This is a genomic window from Pseudomonas sp. NFACC51 (assembly GCF_900103575.1).
GTDB classification, from domain to species: domain Bacteria; phylum Pseudomonadota; class Gammaproteobacteria; order Pseudomonadales; family Pseudomonadaceae; genus Aquipseudomonas; species Aquipseudomonas fluorescens_Q.
On sequence record NZ_FMXH01000024.1, the window covers coordinates 38,362 to 57,134 of the forward strand.

Genomic DNA, 18,773 nt, shown 5'->3' on the forward strand with positions numbered 1-18,773 from the left:
CCGCTGGGCTGCGCAGCAGCCCTCTCTTTCTTGTGAGCGCTTCGCGCTCAAGCGGGAGCAAGCTCCCTCGCCACAGGTCCAACACTTGGCACCTGACTCGCTAAATCCCCACGCCCTTCGTCGCCTGAAAAGGAACTTCGCCCCAAATCTCCTATCTCAAAGAGCACTTCGCCATCCAGGCGGGTTTTGGAGAAAGCGCGTGCGAACCAATAGCAGTGCATGCTCTTTGAGATTTGTGCCGATGGTCGACAAGAACCTACAGGATTACTCCCTACCTCATTGGCCCGAGGCAGCCCAGACGCTCATGGCGCTGATGCATGCCCAGGGCGAAGTGGCGCGCCTGAGCGAGCGTGAGCAGCTGTTCAGCTCGTTGCTGGTCAGCGTCAATGCCGTGCTGTGGGCGTTCAACTGGGAAACCCGGCAGGTGCTGTATGTCAGCCCCGCCTACGAACGGATCTTCGGCCGCCCCGCCGGCCTGGTCCTGGCTGACTTCAACGAATGGCGCGACGCCATTTACCCCGACGACCTGGAGTACGCCGAGCGCAGCCTGGCCGAGGTTTTGGTCAAAGGCGCCGTCGAAGACCGTGAATACCGCATCATTGCCGGCAACGGCCAAATCCGCTGGCTGAGCGACAAATGCTTCATCAACCGCAAGGCCGAGCCAGGGCAACCGGTGATTGTGGTAGGCATTGCCGAAGACATCACCGAAAAGAAGCTGCTGGAAAGCGAACTGCAGCGCCTGGCGACCACCGACGTGCTGACCCAAAGCAGCAATCGTCGGCATTTCTTCGAATGCGCCCACCGCGAGTTCGAGCAGGCACGGCTACAAGGTATGCCCATGGCGTTCCTGTTGCTGGACATCGATGACTTCAAGGTGATCAACGACACCTACGGCCATCAGGAAGGCGATACCGTGTTGCAGAGAATCGCCGAAAGCGGGCGGTCCGTGCTCCGGCGCGGTGACCTGTTCGGGCGGATCGGCGGCGAAGAGTTCGCCGCGGTGTTCCCCGGCTGCCCCCCGGACATGGCGCTGCAAGTGGCCGAGCGGTTGCAACGGGAAATCCAGCGCCTGATGTTCCGCTGCGGTGAACAGAGTTTCGGCATTACCGTCAGCCAGGGCCTGACCGGCATTACCCCCGAAGACCAGTCCCTCGACAGCCTGTTCGCCCGCGCCGACGCAGCCATGTACGAAGCCAAGCGCAAAGGGAAGAACCGCATCATCGCGGCTTGACGCCAATCGCAGTGCTGTTGAGCCCAGTCATGCCGCTCCCACAGCTCTGGTTTCGAGGCGGATGCGAAATTCCGAGCCACCGACAATCCCCTGTGGCGAGGGAGCTTGCTCCCGCTCGGCTGCGCAGCAGTCGCAAACCGAACAACGCGTTCTGCCTGTAAGCATGCTGAGGGCCTGCTGCGCAGGCCAGCGGGAGCAAGCTCCCTCGCCACAGGTTCTGGCCTGTCTGGACTGTCACCATTGCGAGCAAGAATGAGTTGGCGGTCCTACTTGCGGCGCAACCGTGTCAACTCCGGCAAGCCGATCTTCAGCAACCGCGCCGTGCGGCCACGGGCCAGTTCTTCAAGGCCCTCATGCGCGGGCAGATGCGCCATCTGCGCTGCCATGTTCATCACCAAGGCTTCACGGGAATACACCCCGCCCCCCAAGTTATAGACCGCCGCGATCAACTCCCGCAGCTCCAACGGCAGACGCCAGCGGGCACGTAACGCCGAGCCGAAACTGGCGCCGAACATGTCCAGCGAGTCGCCGACTTCCTCCGGCTCGTCCAGCTCGCCACCGGCCTGTTTCCACTCTTCCAGGCAGCGCAGCAACGCCAGGTCGCCCAGGCGATGCAACAAGCCGGCGCAATAGCAGCGCTCCTGCTCCAGGTCCAGCAAGCGCGCCATCGTCCGGGCATATTCGGCCGTGTGCAGCGACAGCTCCCAGTAACGCTCGGCATAGTCCGCCAGGCATGGGACGCTGAGCCGGGCGCAGCGTTTGAGGGTCAGGGCGAGGATCAGGTTCATGCTTGGTCCGGAACCAAGCTGGTGCAGCGCCTGGGCCACCGTCTGCACCGGGCCACCGCCCTGATGCTGGGCAGCGCTGTTGGCCGCCGCGATCAGCACGGCGGTGATTTGCGGGTCGGTGCGGATTTCTTCTTCGAGCAGTTTCAGGTCCAGGCCGCCGGGGTTGAGGCTGCGCTTGACCGCCACTTGCACATCGGTCATCAAGGGCGCGCCCTCGGACAGGTCACGCCGACGTTCCAGGAAGGTGAGCAAGGTCAACGCCGGCCCCGGAACCGGCGCATCGTTGGAAGTTTCTTCACCGCCGTTCACTAACAACCCCTGCAAACGCTGGGTCAGGTTGTCCCGGTTCAAGGGTTTGGTCAGATACGCGGTCGGCGCCAGCGGCAAGACCTCGCGCACGCTGGCGCTGTCATTGCGCCGACTCATCAGGATGAACGGCAACGGCGGCGTGCGATGCTGCTGGCGAAGGCCACGCAGAATCGCCAGGCCATCAACCCCCGGCAGCTCCCAATCGGCGATCACCAGGTCGTAGGAATGCTTCGCCAGCAAATCCAAAGCCTCTTTGCCGTCGCCACAAGTGTCCACCCTGGCATCGCAGCGCACACCCGACAACACCTGCTCAAGCAGCTCACGGGACGCCGGATCGGCCTCGGCGATCAACACACGGGGTACAGCGGGTAAATCCACAGCAGTCATGCAGCATGCTCCCTTGCCATACTTGCACCTTAGACGTTGGTGGCCGTTCCAGACAGCTCAAAATCCACCGGATAGCTTCGCCAATATGAAAAAACCCGCCAGAAGGCGGGTTTTTGTGGATCAGCGCACAACCGTCACTCAGAGTTCGGAGAAGCACTCTTCAAGGATTGCCAGGCCTTTTTCCAGTTGCTCGTCCGGAGCGGTCAGCGGCACCAGCACCCGCAGAACGTTGCCGTAGGTGCCGCAGGACAGCAGGATCAGACCCTTGTCACGCGCCTTGGCCACGACTTGGGCTACCGCTGCCGCGTTCGGCTTGTGGGAGTCGCCGTTTTCGAACAGTTCCACGGCGATCATCGCGCCCAGGGCTCGCACGTCACCAATGACCGGGTACTTCTTCTGGATCGCCTTGAGGCCGGCTACCAGACGCTCGCCCACAGCCTTGCAGCGATCCAGCAGGTGTTCTTCTTCGAACACTTCCATCACCGCCAGCGCCGCCGCACAGGCGATCGGGCTACCGGCGTAGGTGCCGCCCAGGCCACCCGGCGCGATGGCATCCATGTACTCGGCCTTGCCGCACACACCGGCCAACGGGAAGCCGCCAGCGATGGATTTGGCGAAGGTGGTCAGGTCGGCGGCAACGCCCATCTGCTCCATGGCGAAGAAGGTGCCGGTACGGCCGGCACCGGTCTGCACTTCGTCAGCGATCAGCAGGATGCCGTGCTGGTCGCACAAAGCGCGCAGGCGCTGCATGAATTCCTTGGGTGCTACATAGAAACCACCTTCGCCCTGTACCGGCTCGATGATGATTGCCGCGATGTCACGCGGTTCGGCGTCGTTCTTGAAGATGCGCTCGATGCTGGCGATGGAGTCGTCGATGCTCACACCGTGCAGTTCGTTCGGGTACAGCGCGCGGAAGATGCCGCCGGGCATCAGGCCCATGCCGGCCGAGTACGGCACGACTTTACCGGTCAGGCCCAGGGTCATCATGGTGCGACCGTGGTAAGCGCCGGTGAAGGCGATCACACCGGCACGGCCTGTGGCGGCACGGGCGATTTTCACGGCGTTTTCCACCGCTTCCGAACCGGTGGTCACCAGCAGGGTTTTCTTGGCGAAATCGCCCGGCACCTTGGCGTTGATTTTTTCACACAGTTCCACGTACGGCTCGTAGGCCAGGACCTGGAAGCAGGTGTGGGTCAGCTTGTTCAGCTGTTCGGTCACGGCGGCGATGATTTTCGGGTGCACGTGACCGGTGTTCAGCACGGCGATGCCGCCGGCGAAGTCGATGAACTCACGACCTTCAACGTCGGTCACCGTGGCGTTCTTCGCCGACTCGGCAAAGATCGGGTGAATCTGCCCAACACCGCGTGGAACAGCGGCGGTACGGCGGGCCATCAGGTCTGCGTTGGTCTTGCTCATTAAAATGTCCTCATTCGCCGCTCATCGGGCGGCGTGGCTCAAGGAATACATGGCAGGGAGGCAACTGCGACAGCATGCGATGATCGACTGCCGCAGCGTTCCGGCCACAAGAAACAGAACGGGTGAAACACGCAAAGGGACAGCGCTCTCGTGCCCTTTGCGCTTGAAGCTGATCAGATACCCAGGCAGAGGTATTTGATTTCCAGGTAATCCTCGATGCCGTACTTGGATCCTTCACGGCCCAGGCCCGAAGCCTTGATGCCGCCGAATGGCGCGACTTCGTTGGAAATCAACCCGGTGTTGACGCCGACCATGCCGTATTCCAGGGCTTCGGCCACACGGAATACACGGCCCAGGTCGCGGGCATAGAAGTACGAGGCCAGGCCGAACTCGGTGTCGTTGGACATCGCGATCACTTCGGCTTCGTCTTTGAAGCGGAACAGCGGTGCCAGCGGGCCGAAGGTTTCTTCTTTCGCCACGGCGGCGTTCTTCGGTACGTTGGTCAGGATGGTCGGCTCGAAGAAGTTGCCTTCCATCGCCTTGCCGCCCGACAGCACGGTCGCGCCTTTGCTGACCGCATCGGCAATGTGTTCTTGTACCTTGGCGACCGCTTTCTCGTCGATCAAGGGACCGGTGGTGGTGCCATCGTCCAGGCCGTTGCCGATCTTGAGCTTGGCGACCGCCGCCTTGAGTTTTTCCGCGAACGCGTCGTACACCGAATCCTGGATGTACAGACGGTTGGCGCAGACGCAGGTCTGGCCGTTGTTGCGGTACTTGGAAATGATCGCGCCTTCGACGGCCTTATCCAGGTCGGCGTCGTCGAACACGATGAACGGCGCGTTGCCGCCCAGCTCCAGGGAGACTTTCTTGATGTCCTTGGCACATTCGGCCATCAACTGGCGACCGATCTCGGTCGAGCCGGTGAAGGACAGCTTACGCACGATCGGGTTGCTGGTCAGCTCGCCACCGATGTCGCCGGCGCTGCCGGTCACCACGCTCAACACGCCTTGCGGAATGCCGGCACGGTGCGCCAGTTCCACCAGGGCCAGGGCCGAGAACGGGGTTTGCGAAGCCGGCTTGATGACCATGGTGCAACCGGCGGCCAGGGCCGGGCCGGCCTTGCGGGTGATCATCGCGGCCGGGAAGTTCCACGGGGTAATGGCCGCGGTCACACCAATCGGCTGCTTGATCACGATCAGGCGCTTGTCGGGCTGGTGGCCGGGAATCACGTCACCGTAGATGCGCTTGGCTTCTTCGGCGAACCATTCGATGAACGAGGCGGCGTAGACGATTTCGCCCTTGGCTTCGGCCAGTGGCTTGCCTTGTTCCAGGGTCATCAGGCGACCAAGGTCGTCCTGGTTTTCGATCAGCAATTCGTACCAGCGGCGCAGCTTGTTGGCGCGCTCCTTGGCGGTCAGTGCACGCCAGGCCGGCAGTGCCTTGTCGGCGGCTTCAATCGCCCGGCGGGTTTCGGCAGCGCCCATCTTCGGCACGGTGCCCAGCACTTCGCCCGTTGCCGGGTTGGTGACCTTGATTGTCTGACCATTGTCCGCATCGACCCAAGCGCCATCGATAAAGGCTTGCTGGCGGAACAACTGGGTGTCTTTAAGCTGCATGTCGGCTTTCCTTAACAGCACCGCGCGCACGCGGAGCGAATTAGATTTGTAGAAAAGGCGCCTCGGGGGCTGCCGTCAGGGAAATCATTCACCGGGCTGAAGCACAGAAATAACGCACAAAAGCACAGACGTGCGGTTCAGCACCCAGACAAGAGCGTTTGAAATCTCAAACGAATCCTAGGGCCGATAGGGGTGAAGGACAATAGGCTGTTCGAAAAAAAGAACGAAAAAACCGAATTTGCCTGTTTTTTCTGATCAGCGTAGCCAAGAGCCGCCGAGCAGTGTGAAAACACCGGCAAATCAGCAGCATGGACGCCCGCCATGCATATGAGTATCATGGCGCCCGCGTCGCACCAGTAGCTCAGCTGGATAGAGTACTGCCCTCCGAAGGCAGGGGTCGTGGGTTCGAATCCCGCCTGGTGCACCATACATGCAAAATCAAAAGCCTCAGTCCTCACGGATTGGGGCTTTTTTATGGACGCGAAATTTTCCGTATCGAACGTCGTTGATATCGATCACGACCCACGACGAGTCTTGTTACAAGACGCTCCTCATCTGAGTGTGGTGAGAATGGCAAAGTCATCTCCCAGAGCTCCCAAGATGCCCTTCTCTGAAACTTGGCCCTACAAAAATACTTGCTCACAAGGAGCCGCCACGTGAAGGGGTATGTGGAAAGCAAAAGACAGACAAAGGGCGGATTAGGCGATGTTTAAATGAAGCAGGGGTATCCCAAAACTTGGCAGAGCTACCAAGCGCAGCTTGAATTGTTGATGGCTCGGGGAATGGTCGTTACTGATCAACCTAAAGCACTGGAATATTTGGAGCGCATTGGTTATTACCGCCTCAGCGGCTACTGGTTCGCCTTTCGCGAGCGCACTGAGCTTTGCTGTCCTCTCATCCAGCAGGGAATTCACAAGCCATCCAAAACGAAACCTACGCGACTGCTTCTCGACAATTTCAAGCCCGGCACAACATTTCAAAATGCCGTTGACCTGTATGTTTTCGACAAGAAACTCCGCCTCTTGACCCTGGATGCTCTGGAACGCATAGAAATCGCCCTGCGGGTGGACATCTCTCATGGCTTGGGGAGGCACGAGAAATTCGCCTATCTAAAGCCTGAGCTGTTCCACGAAAGTTTCTCTACGCAGTTGGACGGTCAGACTGGACTAACCAAACATCATGCGTGGATAGGTAAACACGCCGCGTTAATCAATCGCTCGAAGGAAGATTTTATTCGGCACAATAAAGAAAAATACGGCCTTCCCCTCGCCGTCTGGGTGGCGTGCGAAGTTTGGGACTTCGGCGCGTTATCGACCCTTTATGCGGGCATGACCGAAATCGATCAAGATGCCATATCTCGAGAGTACGGCATCAGCAATGGCCGGATCTTCGCCACTTGGCTCCGCAGCCTGAATTACCTGCGGAACGTATGCGCCCATCATAGTCGCCTGTGGAACCGGAACATAGCCGATCAACCGAAGCTGCCCCCTGTAGAGCAGGCGCCTTCATTAAGCGCGTTCCATGACGACACGCACGGACGTGCACGCCCGTTCCTGCTTTTGTGCATCACCCAGCATCTGATGAAAACCATCAATCCCTCATCAAGTTGGGGGCAGCGGTTGAAGGCTCTGCTGGAGGATGATTTTCCAGATTTGTCCCGCCTCGGTCTTAATCTGGAGGGCATGGGCGTCGATAATGATTGGCAGAAGCGTGACTGGTGAGGAGAAAATTCAAACAATAAAAAACCCCTGAGCAGTATCAGCGCCGAAGCGCATCAACCGACAGGGGCCGTGTTGCGAGCAATTATAGAGATCAGAAGTCTCCCGTCAACCACCCACCAGCCATGACGGCCTCACCAGCAATCGCCGTCCTAAGACTGGATATTTCAGGTCGCCGTTTCGCGCTGTCAGGAAACAGGCGTAGCGGGTCAGGGCCGTATCGTCGACAGCCTACCGCTGCGAGCCAGAACCGAGGCTGACCATTTTCGTGACATCACGAAAATGGTCGCCAATCAGATGACCCATATGCCCCTCATTTCCTTAGGCCCTGAATCACTCCATGAGGATCGTCCATCTCGCTCCAGGCGGTACCATCGAGTTCTTTGAGTTGAGTAACCGCACAGCGCAAAGAGACTCTCTCAAGCCTCTCGTAGGATTGAATGAACATTCTTCGCAGGCGCCAGCCACCCTGTGGCCGACTTTCCCACTCCCCTGCACCATGGACACGAATGGAGATGAACAACAGCTTGCCCAGGTGTTCTGCCAATGCCACATCGGCTTCACAAAGAAAATTTTCACCACCGGTGCCCTCAAGCAGAACAGGAACCGTCTCGCCCTCCCCACCAATAGAATACAGACGTCCCTGGACGCTACCTTGCTTGATGATAACCATGAGAGAGGGCCTTTACGTTTAGGGGTTGAGTAGCGTCGCACCTTGCGTGCAAGGTCCATTCACTCAATTCGACGCCATCAATGCGACATGCAGCAGGCACGTCTTGCATGCAGTCCCACGCACGAGCGCCTACTAACTACGGTTACAATCTGCCAGCACCATCGACATTACGACTTACCACTTCCAGCAAATCCGAACCTTCTCGTAGCAGCAAATACGCCGCGTTGGTAAATCGATACAAATCCCCATCGTCGATGCCCTTGATCGTGACAGAAGTGATGCTTTCCAAAAGGTCGGTCCCGGCCTTGATGCGGCTGAGCGCACTGTCAATCAGCATCGCGGTGGGCATCTGGCTGTCGATCAATAGGACGGGACAATCGGGATTGTTGGTTTGCAATGGGATGTAATGCGACATGTGCTGACTCCTTGTCAGACGAACCGATGAATTGATAGAGCCGGCAACGGCACCGAAACTGCGCGCTGCTCCATCCGTCGATTCAGTAGATCATCGAGAAGCAGATATCCGAAAAGCAGATATAGCGTTTAGGGCGCACCCCATGGATACCATCATGGCCGAAGCGATCCACAGACCTCTCCATCTGCTCACTTAAGGTTTGGATGAGACATTGTCGCTCGGCCTGTAAGAGCTGCCGAGCGGAGCGAGGCTGCGATCTTTGCGCAGGCAGTTGAGTCTCAAGCGAAAGATCAAAAGATCGCAGCCTTCGGCAGCTCCAACAGCGCAGCCCAGCGAGAGCAAGCTCCCTCGCTACGGACGTTGGTGCTCGCAGACTTTAAGGCTTGCGCAACGCCTCCAACCGCGCCGGCAAGTCTTCCTTGGGAAAACGCTTGTGCAGCGCCAGCAGCTTCTCATCAGCAGCCTTGGTATCCCCCGCCTCGCGCAGGCGCAGGATTTCCATCAGGCCTTGCTCCAGGGGTGGCAGTGCAGCTGGCGCGGCTTTGCTCATTTTTGCCGCAGGCTTTTCCATCAGGGCCTGGTCAGCGCTGGCTGGGACCCGGGCCAGTTCGCCCTGGGGCGCCATGCGGATAATCGGGGCGGGGGCGGGCATGGCCGGCGGCGGTGCAGCGGCAACGGCAGGCGCTTGCCGATCGGCGGAAAACTCCATCGAGGCGGGTGAGGACAGTTCGTCGTGGGGCACGGGCGAACGCAGCACCAGGCCGATCATCAGCGCCACGCCGGCGATCGTGGCGAATGCCATTTGCCAGCGCGGCCGTTGACAGGCTTGCAACCAACGTTGCCACAAGCTCGGTGCAGGCGTCGGGGCTTCGCGGTGGGCGGTGGCCAGGATGAAAGCGTCCAGGGAAGCTGGCGGCTCGCCGCTGGTGTGTTGGCGGAAATGCTCGATCAGCACTTCGTCGTTCGGATCCGGGGTGTGTTTGGAGTCGATCATGCGGGTACCTCCTCGGCCAGCAGCCGATGCAACTTCTGCTGGGCGTAACGCAAGCGGCTTTTGACCGTTTCCAGTGGGGCGCCGGTCAAGGCAGCAATCTGTGGCAATTCCAGGTCGCCGTGCAGGCGCAGCAGGAAGACTTCTCGCTGATCCTCGGGCAAGGCCTGCAACGCCGCATCGAGACGCGCCTGGTCGCGGCTCAGGCTCAACTGCTGCTCAGGGCCGCTGGTGTCGTCGGGCTGGACGTGAAGCTGCTCGTCGTAGCTGTCGTGCAACGGATTGTGGACACCCTGCTTGCGCCAGTGGTCGATCAAACGGTTGCGGGCAATCTGGAACAGCCAGGTGCGAAAACTCGCCCGGCCTTGTGGCTGGGTGGTGCTGCGAATCAGACTGAGCCAAGTGTCCTGGAAGACTTCCTCGGCCAGTTCGGCCTTGTTGCTCAAGGACACGAGGAAACGGTAGAGCCCTTGCCGATGGCGGGCGTACAGGACTTCGAAAGAAGCCCCGTCGCCGTTGCGGTAGCGGGCCAGCAGCGATTCGTCGCTGGGAGAATCAAGCGCAGCGGACATGTGGGTGATGAACTCCTTTCCGGTCATTGCAGCACAATCCTGGCAGACAACAAGGGAATACTGTGGGAGCGAGCCTGCTCGCGATGACGTCGGATCAGTCAATGATGATGCTGATCAATCCACCGCTATCGCGAGCTGGCTCGCTCCCACATTTTGGTCCTCGTTGTGCTCGGGATCAGCGCTTGGCCGCAGGCTCGAGGCTCTGGGCAAGCTCCACCAACTGCACAAACTCGGCACGCAGCCCGAACGGATCATCGCCGCGGGCGGAACGGGCCAGTTGCGCCGTGTCCTTCAAGCTCATCGTCCCAGTGTAACGCCCATCCCCCTTGAGCTGCTGGGCGAAGGCCGCCACGGCGGCGGAGAAACGCAGGTCATCGCTAGGCTTGTCGTCGTGCTGCACGCCAGCAATCGGATGCTCGATCAATCGACTGCTACCGCCCTCAGCGGGTTTGTAGCGTACGCGCAACATCGCCAATTCGCCTGATTTCCCCTCCGACTGGGGCGTGCTGGCATAGCGCAGCGGCTCCAACCAGCCCGGTTGGCCCTTCGGGACAATTTCATACAAGGCCGTCACCGTATGCCCGGCACCTATCTCGCCCGCGTCGACCTTGTCGTTGTTGAAATCCTCACGCTTGAGCGCACGGTTCTCATAACCGAGCAGGCGATACTCGCTGACCTGGGCAGGGTTGAATTCCACCTGCAACTTCACATCCCGCGCCACCACCGCCAGGGTGGAGCTGAGCTGGTCGACCAAGACTTTACGCGCCTCGAGCAGGTTGTCGATGTAGGCGTAGTTACCGTCACCAGCATCGGCCAATTGCTCCATCAGGTGTTCGTTGTAGTTATCCACACCGAAGCCCAGCGTCGTCAGGGAGACGCCGCTTTTACGCTGGTCCACCGCCATCTGCTTGAGGCTGTCGAAATCACTGACGCCAACGTTGAAGTCACCATCAGTGGCCAGCAGGATGCGGTTGATGCCTTTGTCGATGAAGCTCTCCCGGGCCATCTGGTAGGCCAGTTCGATACCCGAGGCGCCCGCGGTGGAACCACCGGCGTCGAGTTGATCGATGGCGTTGCGGATTGCCACCTTGTCGCGCCCGGAGGTGGGCTTGAGCACCACCCGGGATTCACCGGCATAGACCACCAGGGATACCCGGTCCTGATCGCGCAATTGATCCACCAGCAGTTTCAGCGTGCTCTTGACCAGCGGCAGGCCTTCGCGACGGTCCATGGAGCCGGAAACGTCCACCAGGAAGACCAGGTTGGCCGGCGCCAGATCCGCCACGGCGCGGTCGCTGGCCTTGATGCCGATGCGCAGCAAACGGGTGTGGGGGTTCCACGGTGAGGGGGCGACTTCGGTCGTCACACCGAAGGGTGAACCGTCGCTGGGCAGGGCATAGTGGTAAGGGAAATAGTTGACCATTTCCTCCAGCCGAACAGCCCCTTCGGGCGGCAGGCTGCCTTGATTGAGGAAACGTCGCACATTGGCATAACTTCCGGTGTCGACATCCACGCTGAAGGTCGAGACCGGCGTTTCGGCGACGCTATGGATGGGGTTGTCCGGCAGTTTTTCGTACTGCTCGCGCGGTTCGGCTCGGTAACCCGTGGCAAGGGCATCGTTCGCCACGCTGGGAGCCGGCATCGCTGCCGGCTTCATGAGCATGCGTTTTACCGTCGACTGGGGCCCTTGGGCGATCTCGCCTTGCGGCACCACGCTGGGCGCCACAGGCACCGGTTCGGACGGCTGGGCAGCCTCCCGGGATGAAGACAGCCCACAACCGGCCAACGCCACCAGCAAAGTCACGGCGAAGCCTTGGGCAGCAGGACGCATAAAGGGAAGTGGACGGAACATGGGCTGAACCTCGTGAATGAATGATTCGTACACAAGCTCAGACGCAAGGCACACGAGGTTCGGGTTAACGATCAGGAATTTTTTTTGGCACGCTGGAATGGCCACCCCAAGGTGGCCGGGCCGTTACCGCGATCGGAGCAATCGCCAGCACGTTGCAGCAGGCATCGTTAGCGGGACGGAATGCCCCGCAGATCATCGGCGATGAATCCGCTCAAATGGCCGGTGTAATAGTCTTCGACATCGGAGTTGCCTTTGTTCGTCAGGGCGCCCGCGATGCCTCTCATGGCCTCGAGCTGCCCGATCGCCCCACCCGGCATCAGCCCCTGGCGGGCCTGGGCAAAGTGCAGCACTTCGACACCGGCCTTCTTCACCTTGACCTGATAATTGAAATCGACACTGGCCAGGTACGTACCGTCGGCGACGATTTTGTTCATGAAACCACCTTGAGTGTCCTGAATACGGCGCGCATAGACGGCGTTGACGTCCAGCAGATAGTCAGCGGTTTCCTTGCTGGAGGCATAGCGATTGCCATCGAGCAGGCGGACGATCAGGTCGGTGTGCAACTGGTCACGGACTTTTTCGTCGGGCAGGAAACGTTCGTTTTTGCCGACGACTTCAACGTTGAACGTGTCGATCCAATAGGTGGCGGTCTCGGGGATCGCCACCGGCGCAGGGGAAATGTAGTAGTCGGGCTTGGAAGCGCAACCGGCCATAAGACAGAGGGCCAGCAACAGGGTAAAAACTCGCATGTTTGAATTCGTCCTTGAGAGGTAGCGGCATAATGGCGGCTGCATTCTACGGAGTTTGTATGAGCGCTCAAGTTGTTTGGCCCTGACGGAGTGCCGTCCCGTCTCACTCAATCCCAATGTCCACGACCGTTTTCCCCGCCCCACGCCCCTCGGCTACCTGCGCAAAGGCCTCGTTGACTTGCTCCAGGCCAAACCGGCGCTGATCCAGCTTGATCCGCAGTTGCCCTGACTCAACCAGAGCAGCGGCCTCCCGCAAGATCTGACCATGATGCTCGCGCCCCTTGCCGGTCAGCAGCGGCATCAACGTAAACACCCCGGAATAGCTCGCCCCCCGAAACGACAGCGGCGCGAGGCTGTGTTGGCCCCAGCCGAGGCAACTGAGCACATGGCCGGTGTAGGTCTTTACCGCGTTGAAGGACGCATCCAGGGTCGGGCCGCCAACGGTGTCGTAGACAATGTCGAAGCCTTCGCCATCGGTGTACTGGCGCACGTAGCTGTCGGTGTCCTGGGTCCGGTAGTCGATGGCTGACGCGCCCAGTTCGCGGATGAAAGCCTGGCTGTCGGCCGAGCCCGTGGCGTAGACCTCGGCGCCACGGGCCTTGGCGATTTGCACGGCCATTTGACCGACGCCGCCCGCCCCGCCATGAATCAACACCTGTTGCCCGGCCCGAACGTTGGCACGATCGACCAAGCCTTCCCAGGCCGTAATGAATGCCAGCGGCAAGGCGGCCGCTTCGCGCATGCTCAGTGAGCGAGGCTTGGGCGCAATCAGGCGGGCATCGACCGCGATGTATTCGGCCAGCGCGCCTTGGGCCCCGCCGATCCCGCCGGCCATGCCGAACACCTCGTCGCCAGGCGCGAAGTCATTCACGCCCTCTCCCCGTTCAACCACCATCCCGGCCAGGTCGATTCCCAATACGGCGGGCAGCGGCTGACGTGCGTGGGCCCCGCCTCCCGCCGCGATCTTGGTGTCCAGCGGGTTGATTCCGGCGGCATGCACCTTGATCAATACCTGGCCTTTGCCGGGAATGGGCCGGGAAATGGAACGGACAATCAGCGCAGCCTGAGCGGTTTCGGCAACGGCGGCGGACATGATGTTGTTCATGACGGTAAACCTCCAATGAGTGGGCAGGTTCATAGTGCGAGGGAAGACGCATTCCGATAAGTGAGCAACAATGGATAGGATTTATTCCAGGCAGAGGCTAAATCCAGATGGATCTGTTCGACGCAATGCAGGTGTTCGTGCGGGTGGTGGAGCGCGGCTCGTTTTCGGCCGTCGCCAGGGAACTGAACCTGGGCCAACCGGCGGTGAGCAAGCAGATCCGCGCGTTGGAGCAACACCTTGGCGGGGCGCTGTTTGCCCGCAGCACCCGCCAGCTCGCGCTGACCGACCAGGGGCAGCGCTTCTACGCCGAGAGCAAGGACATACTCGCCAGCGTGGACGCCGCACGACTCAGTTTCGCCAGTGGCCAGGAACAGATCGCCGGCCTTCTGCGCGTGGCGGCGCCCGTCAGTTTCGGCCGATTGTGTATTGCGCCCCTGGTGGGCGAGTTCCTGGCCCTTCACCCACAGCTTCGTATCGACTTGAGGTTAAGTGATCAGAACGAAGATGTGCTGAAGGAAAATATCGACCTTGCGATTCGCATCGGCGCGGTGAAAAACGAAGGGCTGGTGGCGATTTCCCTCGGCGACAGCCCGCGCCGGGTGTACGCCTCCCCCGCCTATCTGCAACAGCACGGCACGCCCCTCGCACCGGCTGACCTGGCCGGCCATAACTGTTTGGCGTTCACACTGCTGGAGCATTACGACATCTGGCGGTTCGACCAGGATGGCCGACAGCACAGCGTAACGATCAAGGGCAACGTCACCTGCAACAGCAGCGAGGCGATCCGGGAAATGGTGCTGTCGGGCCTGGGCGTTTCGCTTTCACCGCAGTGGTTGTTCGCTGCCGATGTTCGCCAGGGTACCGTCTGCCCCCTGCTGGCCGATTACCAGCCACTGGCACTGCCCATCAGCGCCGTGTTCAGTCAAGATCGACGCCGCTCGGCACGGACTCGTGCTTTTGTGGATTTTTTGCGTGAGCGTCTTTGACCAGCCGGATCAGGATTCACAAGCCAATGATGGCTGCGCCGCCTTCCCATGCCGTCCTGGAAAATACGCCGCCGCCCCCACGCCCACCGCCCCCATCACCACGCAATACCCCACGCACACCCACGGGCTCCATGGCACCAGGGCGATCAGCATCAACGGTGTCATGCTGGCCCACAGGGCATAGGCGATGTTGTAGGTGAGCGAGATGCCGGACACGCGGATCTTCGGCGGGAACAGGCCGACCATCACCGACGGCACCGCACCAACCACGCCGCAACCCAGCCCGGCCACGGCGTAAGCCAGGCCCAGCCAGGCGCTGCCGCTGATCAGGCTGGCGTAGAGCACGGCAATGCCCACAGGCAGCAGCAGGCTGTAGAGCATGACGGTGCGCCAGGCGCCGATGCGGTCGACGATGAGCCCGGCCAGGACGCAGCCGATGTTCAGGAACACGATGCCCAGGCTGCTCAGGGCGAAGGTGTGGCTGGGGGTCATGCCGAAGCTTTTCTGCATCACGGTCGGGGTAATGACCACGAACACCACCACGGCAGAGGTCAGCACGCAGGTCAGGATGGCGGCGGGCAGCAAGGCCTGGCGGTGGTCGCGCAGGACCGTGCGCAACGGCAGTTCCGCTGCGCCTTCGCGATTGGCTTGCAGGGCCATGAAGATCGGCGTTTCGCTCAGCCAGCGACGCAGCCAGACGCCGATCACGCCGAAGACGCCCCCCAACAGGAACGGCAGGCGCCAGGCATAATCGAGAATCTCCGCCGGTGTGTAGATCCGCGCCAGCGCTGTTGCGGTCAAGGCGCCCAACAAGTAGCCGAAGGTCAGGCCGGCCTGGAGGAAACCCAGGGCATAGCCGCGATGATGCAGCGGCGCATGTTCGGCCACGAACACCCAGGCGCTGGGCACCTCACCGCCCACCGCCGCACCTTGCAGGATACGCAGCGCCAGCAACAGCAACGGTGCGAAATAACCGATTTGCGCGTAGGTCGGCATCACGCCGATGAGCAGGCACGGCAAGGCCATCATCAGGATGCTCAGGCTGAACACCCGCTTGCGTCCCAGGCGATCAGCGAAGTGCGCCATGAGAATGCCGCCTAGGGGCCGGGCCAGGTAGCCGGTGGCAAAAATCCCGAAGCTTTGCAGCAGGCGCAGCCAATCGGGCATTTCCGGCGGGAAGAACAACTGGCTGAGAGTCAGGGCGAAGAAGACGAAGATGATGAAATCGTAGATTTCCAGCGCACCGCCCAAGGCGGCCAGGCCCAGGGTCTTGTAATCGGATCGGCTGAATCGGTCACCGGGTAGAACAGGGATGGCAGTCATAGGCAGATTTGAACGATAAGTTAAAAGAGGGCGACGGCTCAGGCGTCGCGATCAGTGTCCACCGGTTGAACCGGTGGCTGGCCTGGCTCGGCGTCTTCGGCCTCGTCGGCAGGCAGGAAATCCTTTCGGCTCTGGGCGATGGCCCGGCGTATTTCGTCGCCCTTGGTCGGGCAGTTCAGGAGGCGGGCGATGCCGTCGGGTTTCTGCGTCATCGCCATCCTCCGGCATGAGTGAACAGGGGCTCGATAGTGCTCGCTTTTGGCGCGTGATGCCAATTTTGTGTCTGGGCGGCGTCATTGTGGCAAGGGGTGCTTTGCACCCCAACGGGGATAAATCCCCTCTCCACAGGGGGTTGTGTCGTCTTGGGTCAGCGGTGGTAGCGGCGCACTACGCTGCTGTTGCGCAGCACGTGACCTTTGATTTTTTCCATCAGTTGGGCGCGTGTGAGGTCGGCGGGCAGTGCCTCCGGCGGCAGGTCCAGGGCGAAAAGCTGGATCAGGTAGTGGTGAGCGCTGTCGCCGACAGGCGGGCAAGGACCGACGTAGCCGTGGGTGTTCTTGCTGTTGATACCACTCATGCCTTCCAACGAGGACTTGGTGCCGGCGCCCGCCGGAATCTGCCGCGTGGTGGCCTTGATGCCGTAGTGGACCCAGTGGTCGACACCTTGGCCCCTTTGGCCGTCCGGGTCCAACATGACGATGGCGTAGCTGAGGGTGCCGGGTGGGCCGGCGTTCCAACTCAGGGCCGGAGAAATGTTCTTGCCACCACAGGTGTTGGCATCACTGGCTGCCGCCGCCGTGAAGAGGCGGTCGTCCGACACACCGGGGATGCTGAGGGTAAAACGCTCCTCGGCCTGGACAGCCCCTTGTGCGCACAGCACCAGGGCGACGGCCGCCAGCCAAGGGGAGAAAAAATTCAATCGGGTCATACCGGGGGCACCTTGTGCGTGTCTGGCCATGGACGGCTTGCGAACTATAGCCGCAGCTTCGCCAAGGTTGCAGTGACAATTATGCTGAAACTCGCTCCGTTCCTGCGACTCCAAAGGGAAACGCCTGCCGGAGAATGACCATGTCTCTGCATCAAGTCGCCCGTTTCGCCGACGTTCGTGAAGACCGCGGCCTCGAAGTCAAAATCGACGACACGTCCATCTTGCTGTTGCGCTCCGGTGATCAAGTGCGCGCCTTCCAAGGCAAATGCCCGCATGCCGGCGCACCACTGGCCAAGGGCGCGGTGTGCCACGGACGGCTGATTTGCCCCTGGCACAAGGCCGCGTTCCGCACGGAAGACGGCGCCCTGTGCGAACCGCCGGCCCTCGACAGCCTGGCGCGCTACCACGTCGAGGTCCGGGACGGTGACGTCTGGGTCGACGATCAACCATTGCCAACCGATAAAGTCCCGCCGGCCGATGACGCACGCACGTTTGTCATCATCGGCGCCGGTGCCGCCGGCACGGCTTGCGCAGCGGCGTTGCGGGAGAAGGGTTTTGGCGGTCGAATCCTGATGATCGACCGCGAAGCCGAGGCCGGCTACGACCGGACGGTGCTGAGCAAGTATGTGTTGGCCGGCGACATGGCAGTCAACGAGACAGCGCCGCTGCGCGATGAAACCTACTTCACCCGGCAACGCATCGAAAGGCTCCATGGCGAGGTCACCCATTTGGACCCCGACGCTCGGCAAATCCAACTCGCCGATGGCCGGCAGCTGGACTACGACGCCGCGCTCATTGCCACTGGCGGGGCACCCAAGATGCCAGCACTGCCCGGCATCGAATTGCCGCAAGTCTTCGTGCTGCGTTCGATCGCCCACGCCCGGCAGATTCTCGACACGGTCCGGCCAGGGCAACAGGCGGTGATCATCGGCGACAGTTTCATCGCCATGGAAGTCGCCTCGTCCCTGCGCAAGCGCGGGCTGGACGTCACCGTCCTGGCCCGGCATCCGGTACCGTTCGCTGCACAGATGGGTGAGAGCGTTGGCCAGGCCATCCTGGCCCGGCACCGGGCCAACGGCGTGGTGTACCACACCGACGGCGAAGCGGCACGGATCGAGGGAGCGCACAAGGTCGAAGCCGTGGTGCTGGATAACGGCCAGCGTCTGGCTGCGGACCTGGTGATCGTCGGCATTGGCGTGCACCCGGCCACCGAGCCGTTTGCCGGGTTGCCACGGGAACAGGACCAGTCGCTGTCCGTTGACGCAGGCATGCGTGTGGCTGAAGGCGTATGGGCCGTGGGTGATATCGCGACGTTCCCCCTCAACGGCGCGCCTGTGCGCATCGAGCATTGGCGCCTGGCCCAGCAACAGGCGCGCATCGCCGCCGCGAACATGCTCGGCGGCGACGAGCGCTATCTGGACGTGCCGTTTTTCTGGACCTATCACTTTGGCAAACGCTACGACTATCTTGGCCACGCCGAGCACTGGGACGAAGTGGAATTCAAGGGCACGCCCGAGCATCCGCCCTTTATTGCCCTACTGGGCAAGGACGGCCTGGTTGCCGCCGCAGTGGCCTGTGATGAAGGCCGGGCCATGGCGGCGTTGGCCCAGCGCATGAAACAACCGTTGCCGGTGGACGAGGCATGGCGGCTGGTTCGGGATTTCTCTTCGTAGATCTGCCCCCCAAAAAATCCCCTGTGGGAGCGGGTTTGCTC

At 61.1% G+C, this 18,773-nt stretch carries 17 protein-coding genes and 1 tRNA gene; 5 read left to right on the top strand and 13 right to left on the bottom strand.

Translation table 11 applies throughout. The annotated features are described in order from the left end of the window. Positions 1 to 241 precede the first annotated feature (241 nt). A complete protein-coding gene (locus BLT00_RS30090; protein ID WP_057450587.1) occupies positions 242 to 1,231 on the top strand; it encodes a GGDEF domain-containing protein in 990 nt (329 codons plus the stop codon). Between the two features lie 266 nt (positions 1,232 to 1,497). Here the strand turns inward: BLT00_RS30090 and BLT00_RS30095 are convergent, their stop codons facing one another. From BLT00_RS30095 to gabD, 3 genes are all read right to left on the bottom strand, one after another. Next, positions 1,498 to 2,715 carry an HDOD domain-containing protein gene (locus BLT00_RS30095; protein WP_063323508.1) on the bottom strand — a complete coding sequence of 406 codons (1,218 nt, stop codon included), beginning with the start codon at positions 2,713 to 2,715 and terminating at the stop codon, positions 1,498 to 1,500. A 138-nt stretch (positions 2,716 to 2,853) separates the two neighbouring features. Further along, entirely contained in the window at positions 2,854 to 4,131 is a 1,278-nt protein-coding gene (gene gabT, locus BLT00_RS30100) for a 4-aminobutyrate--2-oxoglutarate transaminase (RefSeq protein ID WP_092150261.1), read from the bottom strand. Between the two features lie 173 nt (positions 4,132 to 4,304). Then, entirely contained in the window at positions 4,305 to 5,747 is a 1,443-nt protein-coding gene (gene gabD, locus BLT00_RS30105) for an NADP-dependent succinate-semialdehyde dehydrogenase (protein WP_063323510.1), read from the bottom strand. A 350-nt stretch (positions 5,748 to 6,097) separates the two neighbouring features. Here gabD and BLT00_RS30110 point away from each other — a divergent pair. Together BLT00_RS30110 and BLT00_RS30115 are read left to right on the top strand one after the other, a co-directional pair. After that, positions 6,098 to 6,174 (top strand) — tRNA-Arg (locus BLT00_RS30110). Between the two features lie 286 nt (positions 6,175 to 6,460). Next, positions 6,461 to 7,468, top strand: coding sequence for an Abi family protein (locus BLT00_RS30115; protein WP_092150264.1), 1,008 nt, complete (start codon positions 6,461 to 6,463; stop codon positions 7,466 to 7,468). Positions 7,469 to 7,778: 310 nt separating this feature from the next. Here the strand turns inward: BLT00_RS30115 and BLT00_RS30120 are convergent, their stop codons facing one another. The 7 genes from BLT00_RS30120 to BLT00_RS30150 all read right to left on the bottom strand — a co-directional run bounded on the left by BLT00_RS30120 (position 7,779) and on the right by BLT00_RS30150 (position 13,822). Beyond that, the gene (locus tag BLT00_RS30120; RefSeq protein ID WP_238992558.1) at positions 7,779 to 8,138 is read right to left on the bottom strand and encodes a hypothetical protein; all 360 of its coding nucleotides are present in this window, start codon (positions 8,136 to 8,138) and stop codon (positions 7,779 to 7,781) included. A gap of 142 nt (positions 8,139 to 8,280) precedes the next feature. Then, positions 8,281 to 8,553: a hypothetical protein gene (locus BLT00_RS30125; protein ID WP_063323512.1), complete on the bottom strand. Its 273-nt coding sequence runs from the start codon at positions 8,551 to 8,553 to the stop codon at positions 8,281 to 8,283. A gap of 376 nt (positions 8,554 to 8,929) precedes the next feature. Further along, entirely contained in the window at positions 8,930 to 9,547 is a 618-nt protein-coding gene (locus BLT00_RS30130) for a hypothetical protein (RefSeq protein WP_092150267.1), read from the bottom strand. Continuing rightward, positions 9,544 to 10,116, bottom strand: a complete 573-nt coding sequence (locus BLT00_RS30135) for an RNA polymerase sigma factor (RefSeq protein ID WP_092150306.1) — start codon at positions 10,114 to 10,116, stop codon at positions 9,544 to 9,546. Before BLT00_RS30135 ends, BLT00_RS30130 begins: the two co-directional genes overlap by 4 nt. 175 nt (positions 10,117 to 10,291) lie before the next feature. Further along, positions 10,292 to 11,968, bottom strand: a complete 1,677-nt coding sequence (locus BLT00_RS30140) for a vWA domain-containing protein (RefSeq protein WP_092150270.1) — start codon at positions 11,966 to 11,968, stop codon at positions 10,292 to 10,294. A 167-nt stretch (positions 11,969 to 12,135) separates the two neighbouring features. Continuing rightward, positions 12,136 to 12,717 carry a hypothetical protein gene (locus tag BLT00_RS30145; protein ID WP_092150273.1) on the bottom strand — a complete coding sequence of 194 codons (582 nt, stop codon included), beginning with the start codon at positions 12,715 to 12,717 and terminating at the stop codon, positions 12,136 to 12,138. Positions 12,718 to 12,820: 103 nt separating this feature from the next. Continuing rightward, complete coding sequence (locus BLT00_RS30150) at positions 12,821 to 13,822, bottom strand: zinc-dependent alcohol dehydrogenase family protein (RefSeq protein WP_092150276.1); 1,002 nt, start codon at positions 13,820 to 13,822, stop codon at positions 12,821 to 12,823. Between the two features lie 107 nt (positions 13,823 to 13,929). On the opposite strand from BLT00_RS30150, the gene BLT00_RS30155 reads away from it, so the two are divergent. Then, entirely contained in the window at positions 13,930 to 14,808 is an 879-nt protein-coding gene (locus tag BLT00_RS30155; protein WP_092150279.1) for a LysR family transcriptional regulator, read from the top strand. 9 nt (positions 14,809 to 14,817) lie between these two features. Here BLT00_RS30155 and BLT00_RS30160 read toward each other — a convergent pair whose 3' ends face one another. The 3 genes from BLT00_RS30160 to BLT00_RS30165 form a co-directional block, all read right to left on the bottom strand. Further along, complete coding sequence (locus tag BLT00_RS30160; protein WP_092150282.1) at positions 14,818 to 16,131, bottom strand: MFS transporter; 1,314 nt, start codon at positions 16,129 to 16,131, stop codon at positions 14,818 to 14,820. 38 nt (positions 16,132 to 16,169) lie between these two features. Then, complete coding sequence (locus tag BLT00_RS31990; protein WP_170862112.1) at positions 16,170 to 16,343, bottom strand: hypothetical protein; 174 nt, start codon at positions 16,341 to 16,343, stop codon at positions 16,170 to 16,172. Between the two features lie 155 nt (positions 16,344 to 16,498). Further along, positions 16,499 to 17,059 (bottom strand): YbhB/YbcL family Raf kinase inhibitor-like protein, encoded by a 561-nt coding sequence (locus BLT00_RS30165; protein WP_092150285.1) that lies wholly within the window; start codon positions 17,057 to 17,059, stop codon positions 16,499 to 16,501. A gap of 140 nt (positions 17,060 to 17,199) precedes the next feature. On the opposite strand from BLT00_RS30165, the gene BLT00_RS30170 reads away from it, so the two are divergent. After that, positions 17,200 to 18,732, top strand: a complete 1,533-nt coding sequence (locus BLT00_RS30170) for an FAD-dependent oxidoreductase (RefSeq protein ID WP_092150288.1) — start codon at positions 17,200 to 17,202, stop codon at positions 18,730 to 18,732. The last annotated feature ends 41 nt before the right edge of the window (positions 18,733 to 18,773 follow it).

Bases quoted from the DNA above. Each gene is read 5' to 3' on its own strand.
- BLT00_RS30090 (WP_057450587.1), top strand. From the start codon at position 242: ATGGTCGACAAGAACCTACAGGATTACTCCCTACCTCATTGGCCCGAG.
- BLT00_RS30095 (WP_063323508.1), bottom strand. From the start codon at position 2,715: ATGACTGCTGTGGATTTACCCGCTGTACCCCGTGTGTTGATCGCCGAG.
- gabT (WP_092150261.1), bottom strand. From the start codon at position 4,131: ATGAGCAAGACCAACGCAGACCTGATGGCCCGCCGTACCGCCGCTGTT.
- gabD (WP_063323510.1), bottom strand. From the start codon at position 5,747: ATGCAGCTTAAAGACACCCAGTTGTTCCGCCAGCAAGCCTTTATCGAT.
- BLT00_RS30115 (WP_092150264.1), top strand. From the start codon at position 6,461: ATGAAGCAGGGGTATCCCAAAACTTGGCAGAGCTACCAAGCGCAGCTT.
- BLT00_RS30120 (WP_238992558.1), bottom strand. From the start codon at position 8,138: ATGGTTATCATCAAGCAAGGTAGCGTCCAGGGACGTCTGTATTCTATT.
- BLT00_RS30125 (WP_063323512.1), bottom strand. From the start codon at position 8,553: ATGTCGCATTACATCCCATTGCAAACCAACAATCCCGATTGTCCCGTC.
- BLT00_RS30130 (WP_092150267.1), bottom strand. From the start codon at position 9,547: ATGATCGACTCCAAACACACCCCGGATCCGAACGACGAAGTGCTGATC.
- BLT00_RS30135 (WP_092150306.1), bottom strand. From the start codon at position 10,116: ATGTCCGCTGCGCTTGATTCTCCCAGCGACGAATCGCTGCTGGCCCGC.
- BLT00_RS30140 (WP_092150270.1), bottom strand. From the start codon at position 11,968: ATGTTCCGTCCACTTCCCTTTATGCGTCCTGCTGCCCAAGGCTTCGCC.
- BLT00_RS30145 (WP_092150273.1), bottom strand. From the start codon at position 12,717: ATGCGAGTTTTTACCCTGTTGCTGGCCCTCTGTCTTATGGCCGGTTGC.
- BLT00_RS30150 (WP_092150276.1), bottom strand. From the start codon at position 13,822: ATGAACAACATCATGTCCGCCGCCGTTGCCGAAACCGCTCAGGCTGCG.
- BLT00_RS30155 (WP_092150279.1), top strand. From the start codon at position 13,930: ATGGATCTGTTCGACGCAATGCAGGTGTTCGTGCGGGTGGTGGAGCGC.
- BLT00_RS30160 (WP_092150282.1), bottom strand. From the start codon at position 16,131: ATGACTGCCATCCCTGTTCTACCCGGTGACCGATTCAGCCGATCCGAT.
- BLT00_RS31990 (WP_170862112.1), bottom strand. From the start codon at position 16,343: ATGACGCAGAAACCCGACGGCATCGCCCGCCTCCTGAACTGCCCGACC.
- BLT00_RS30165 (WP_092150285.1), bottom strand. From the start codon at position 17,059: ATGACCCGATTGAATTTTTTCTCCCCTTGGCTGGCGGCCGTCGCCCTG.
- BLT00_RS30170 (WP_092150288.1), top strand. From the start codon at position 17,200: ATGTCTCTGCATCAAGTCGCCCGTTTCGCCGACGTTCGTGAAGACCGC.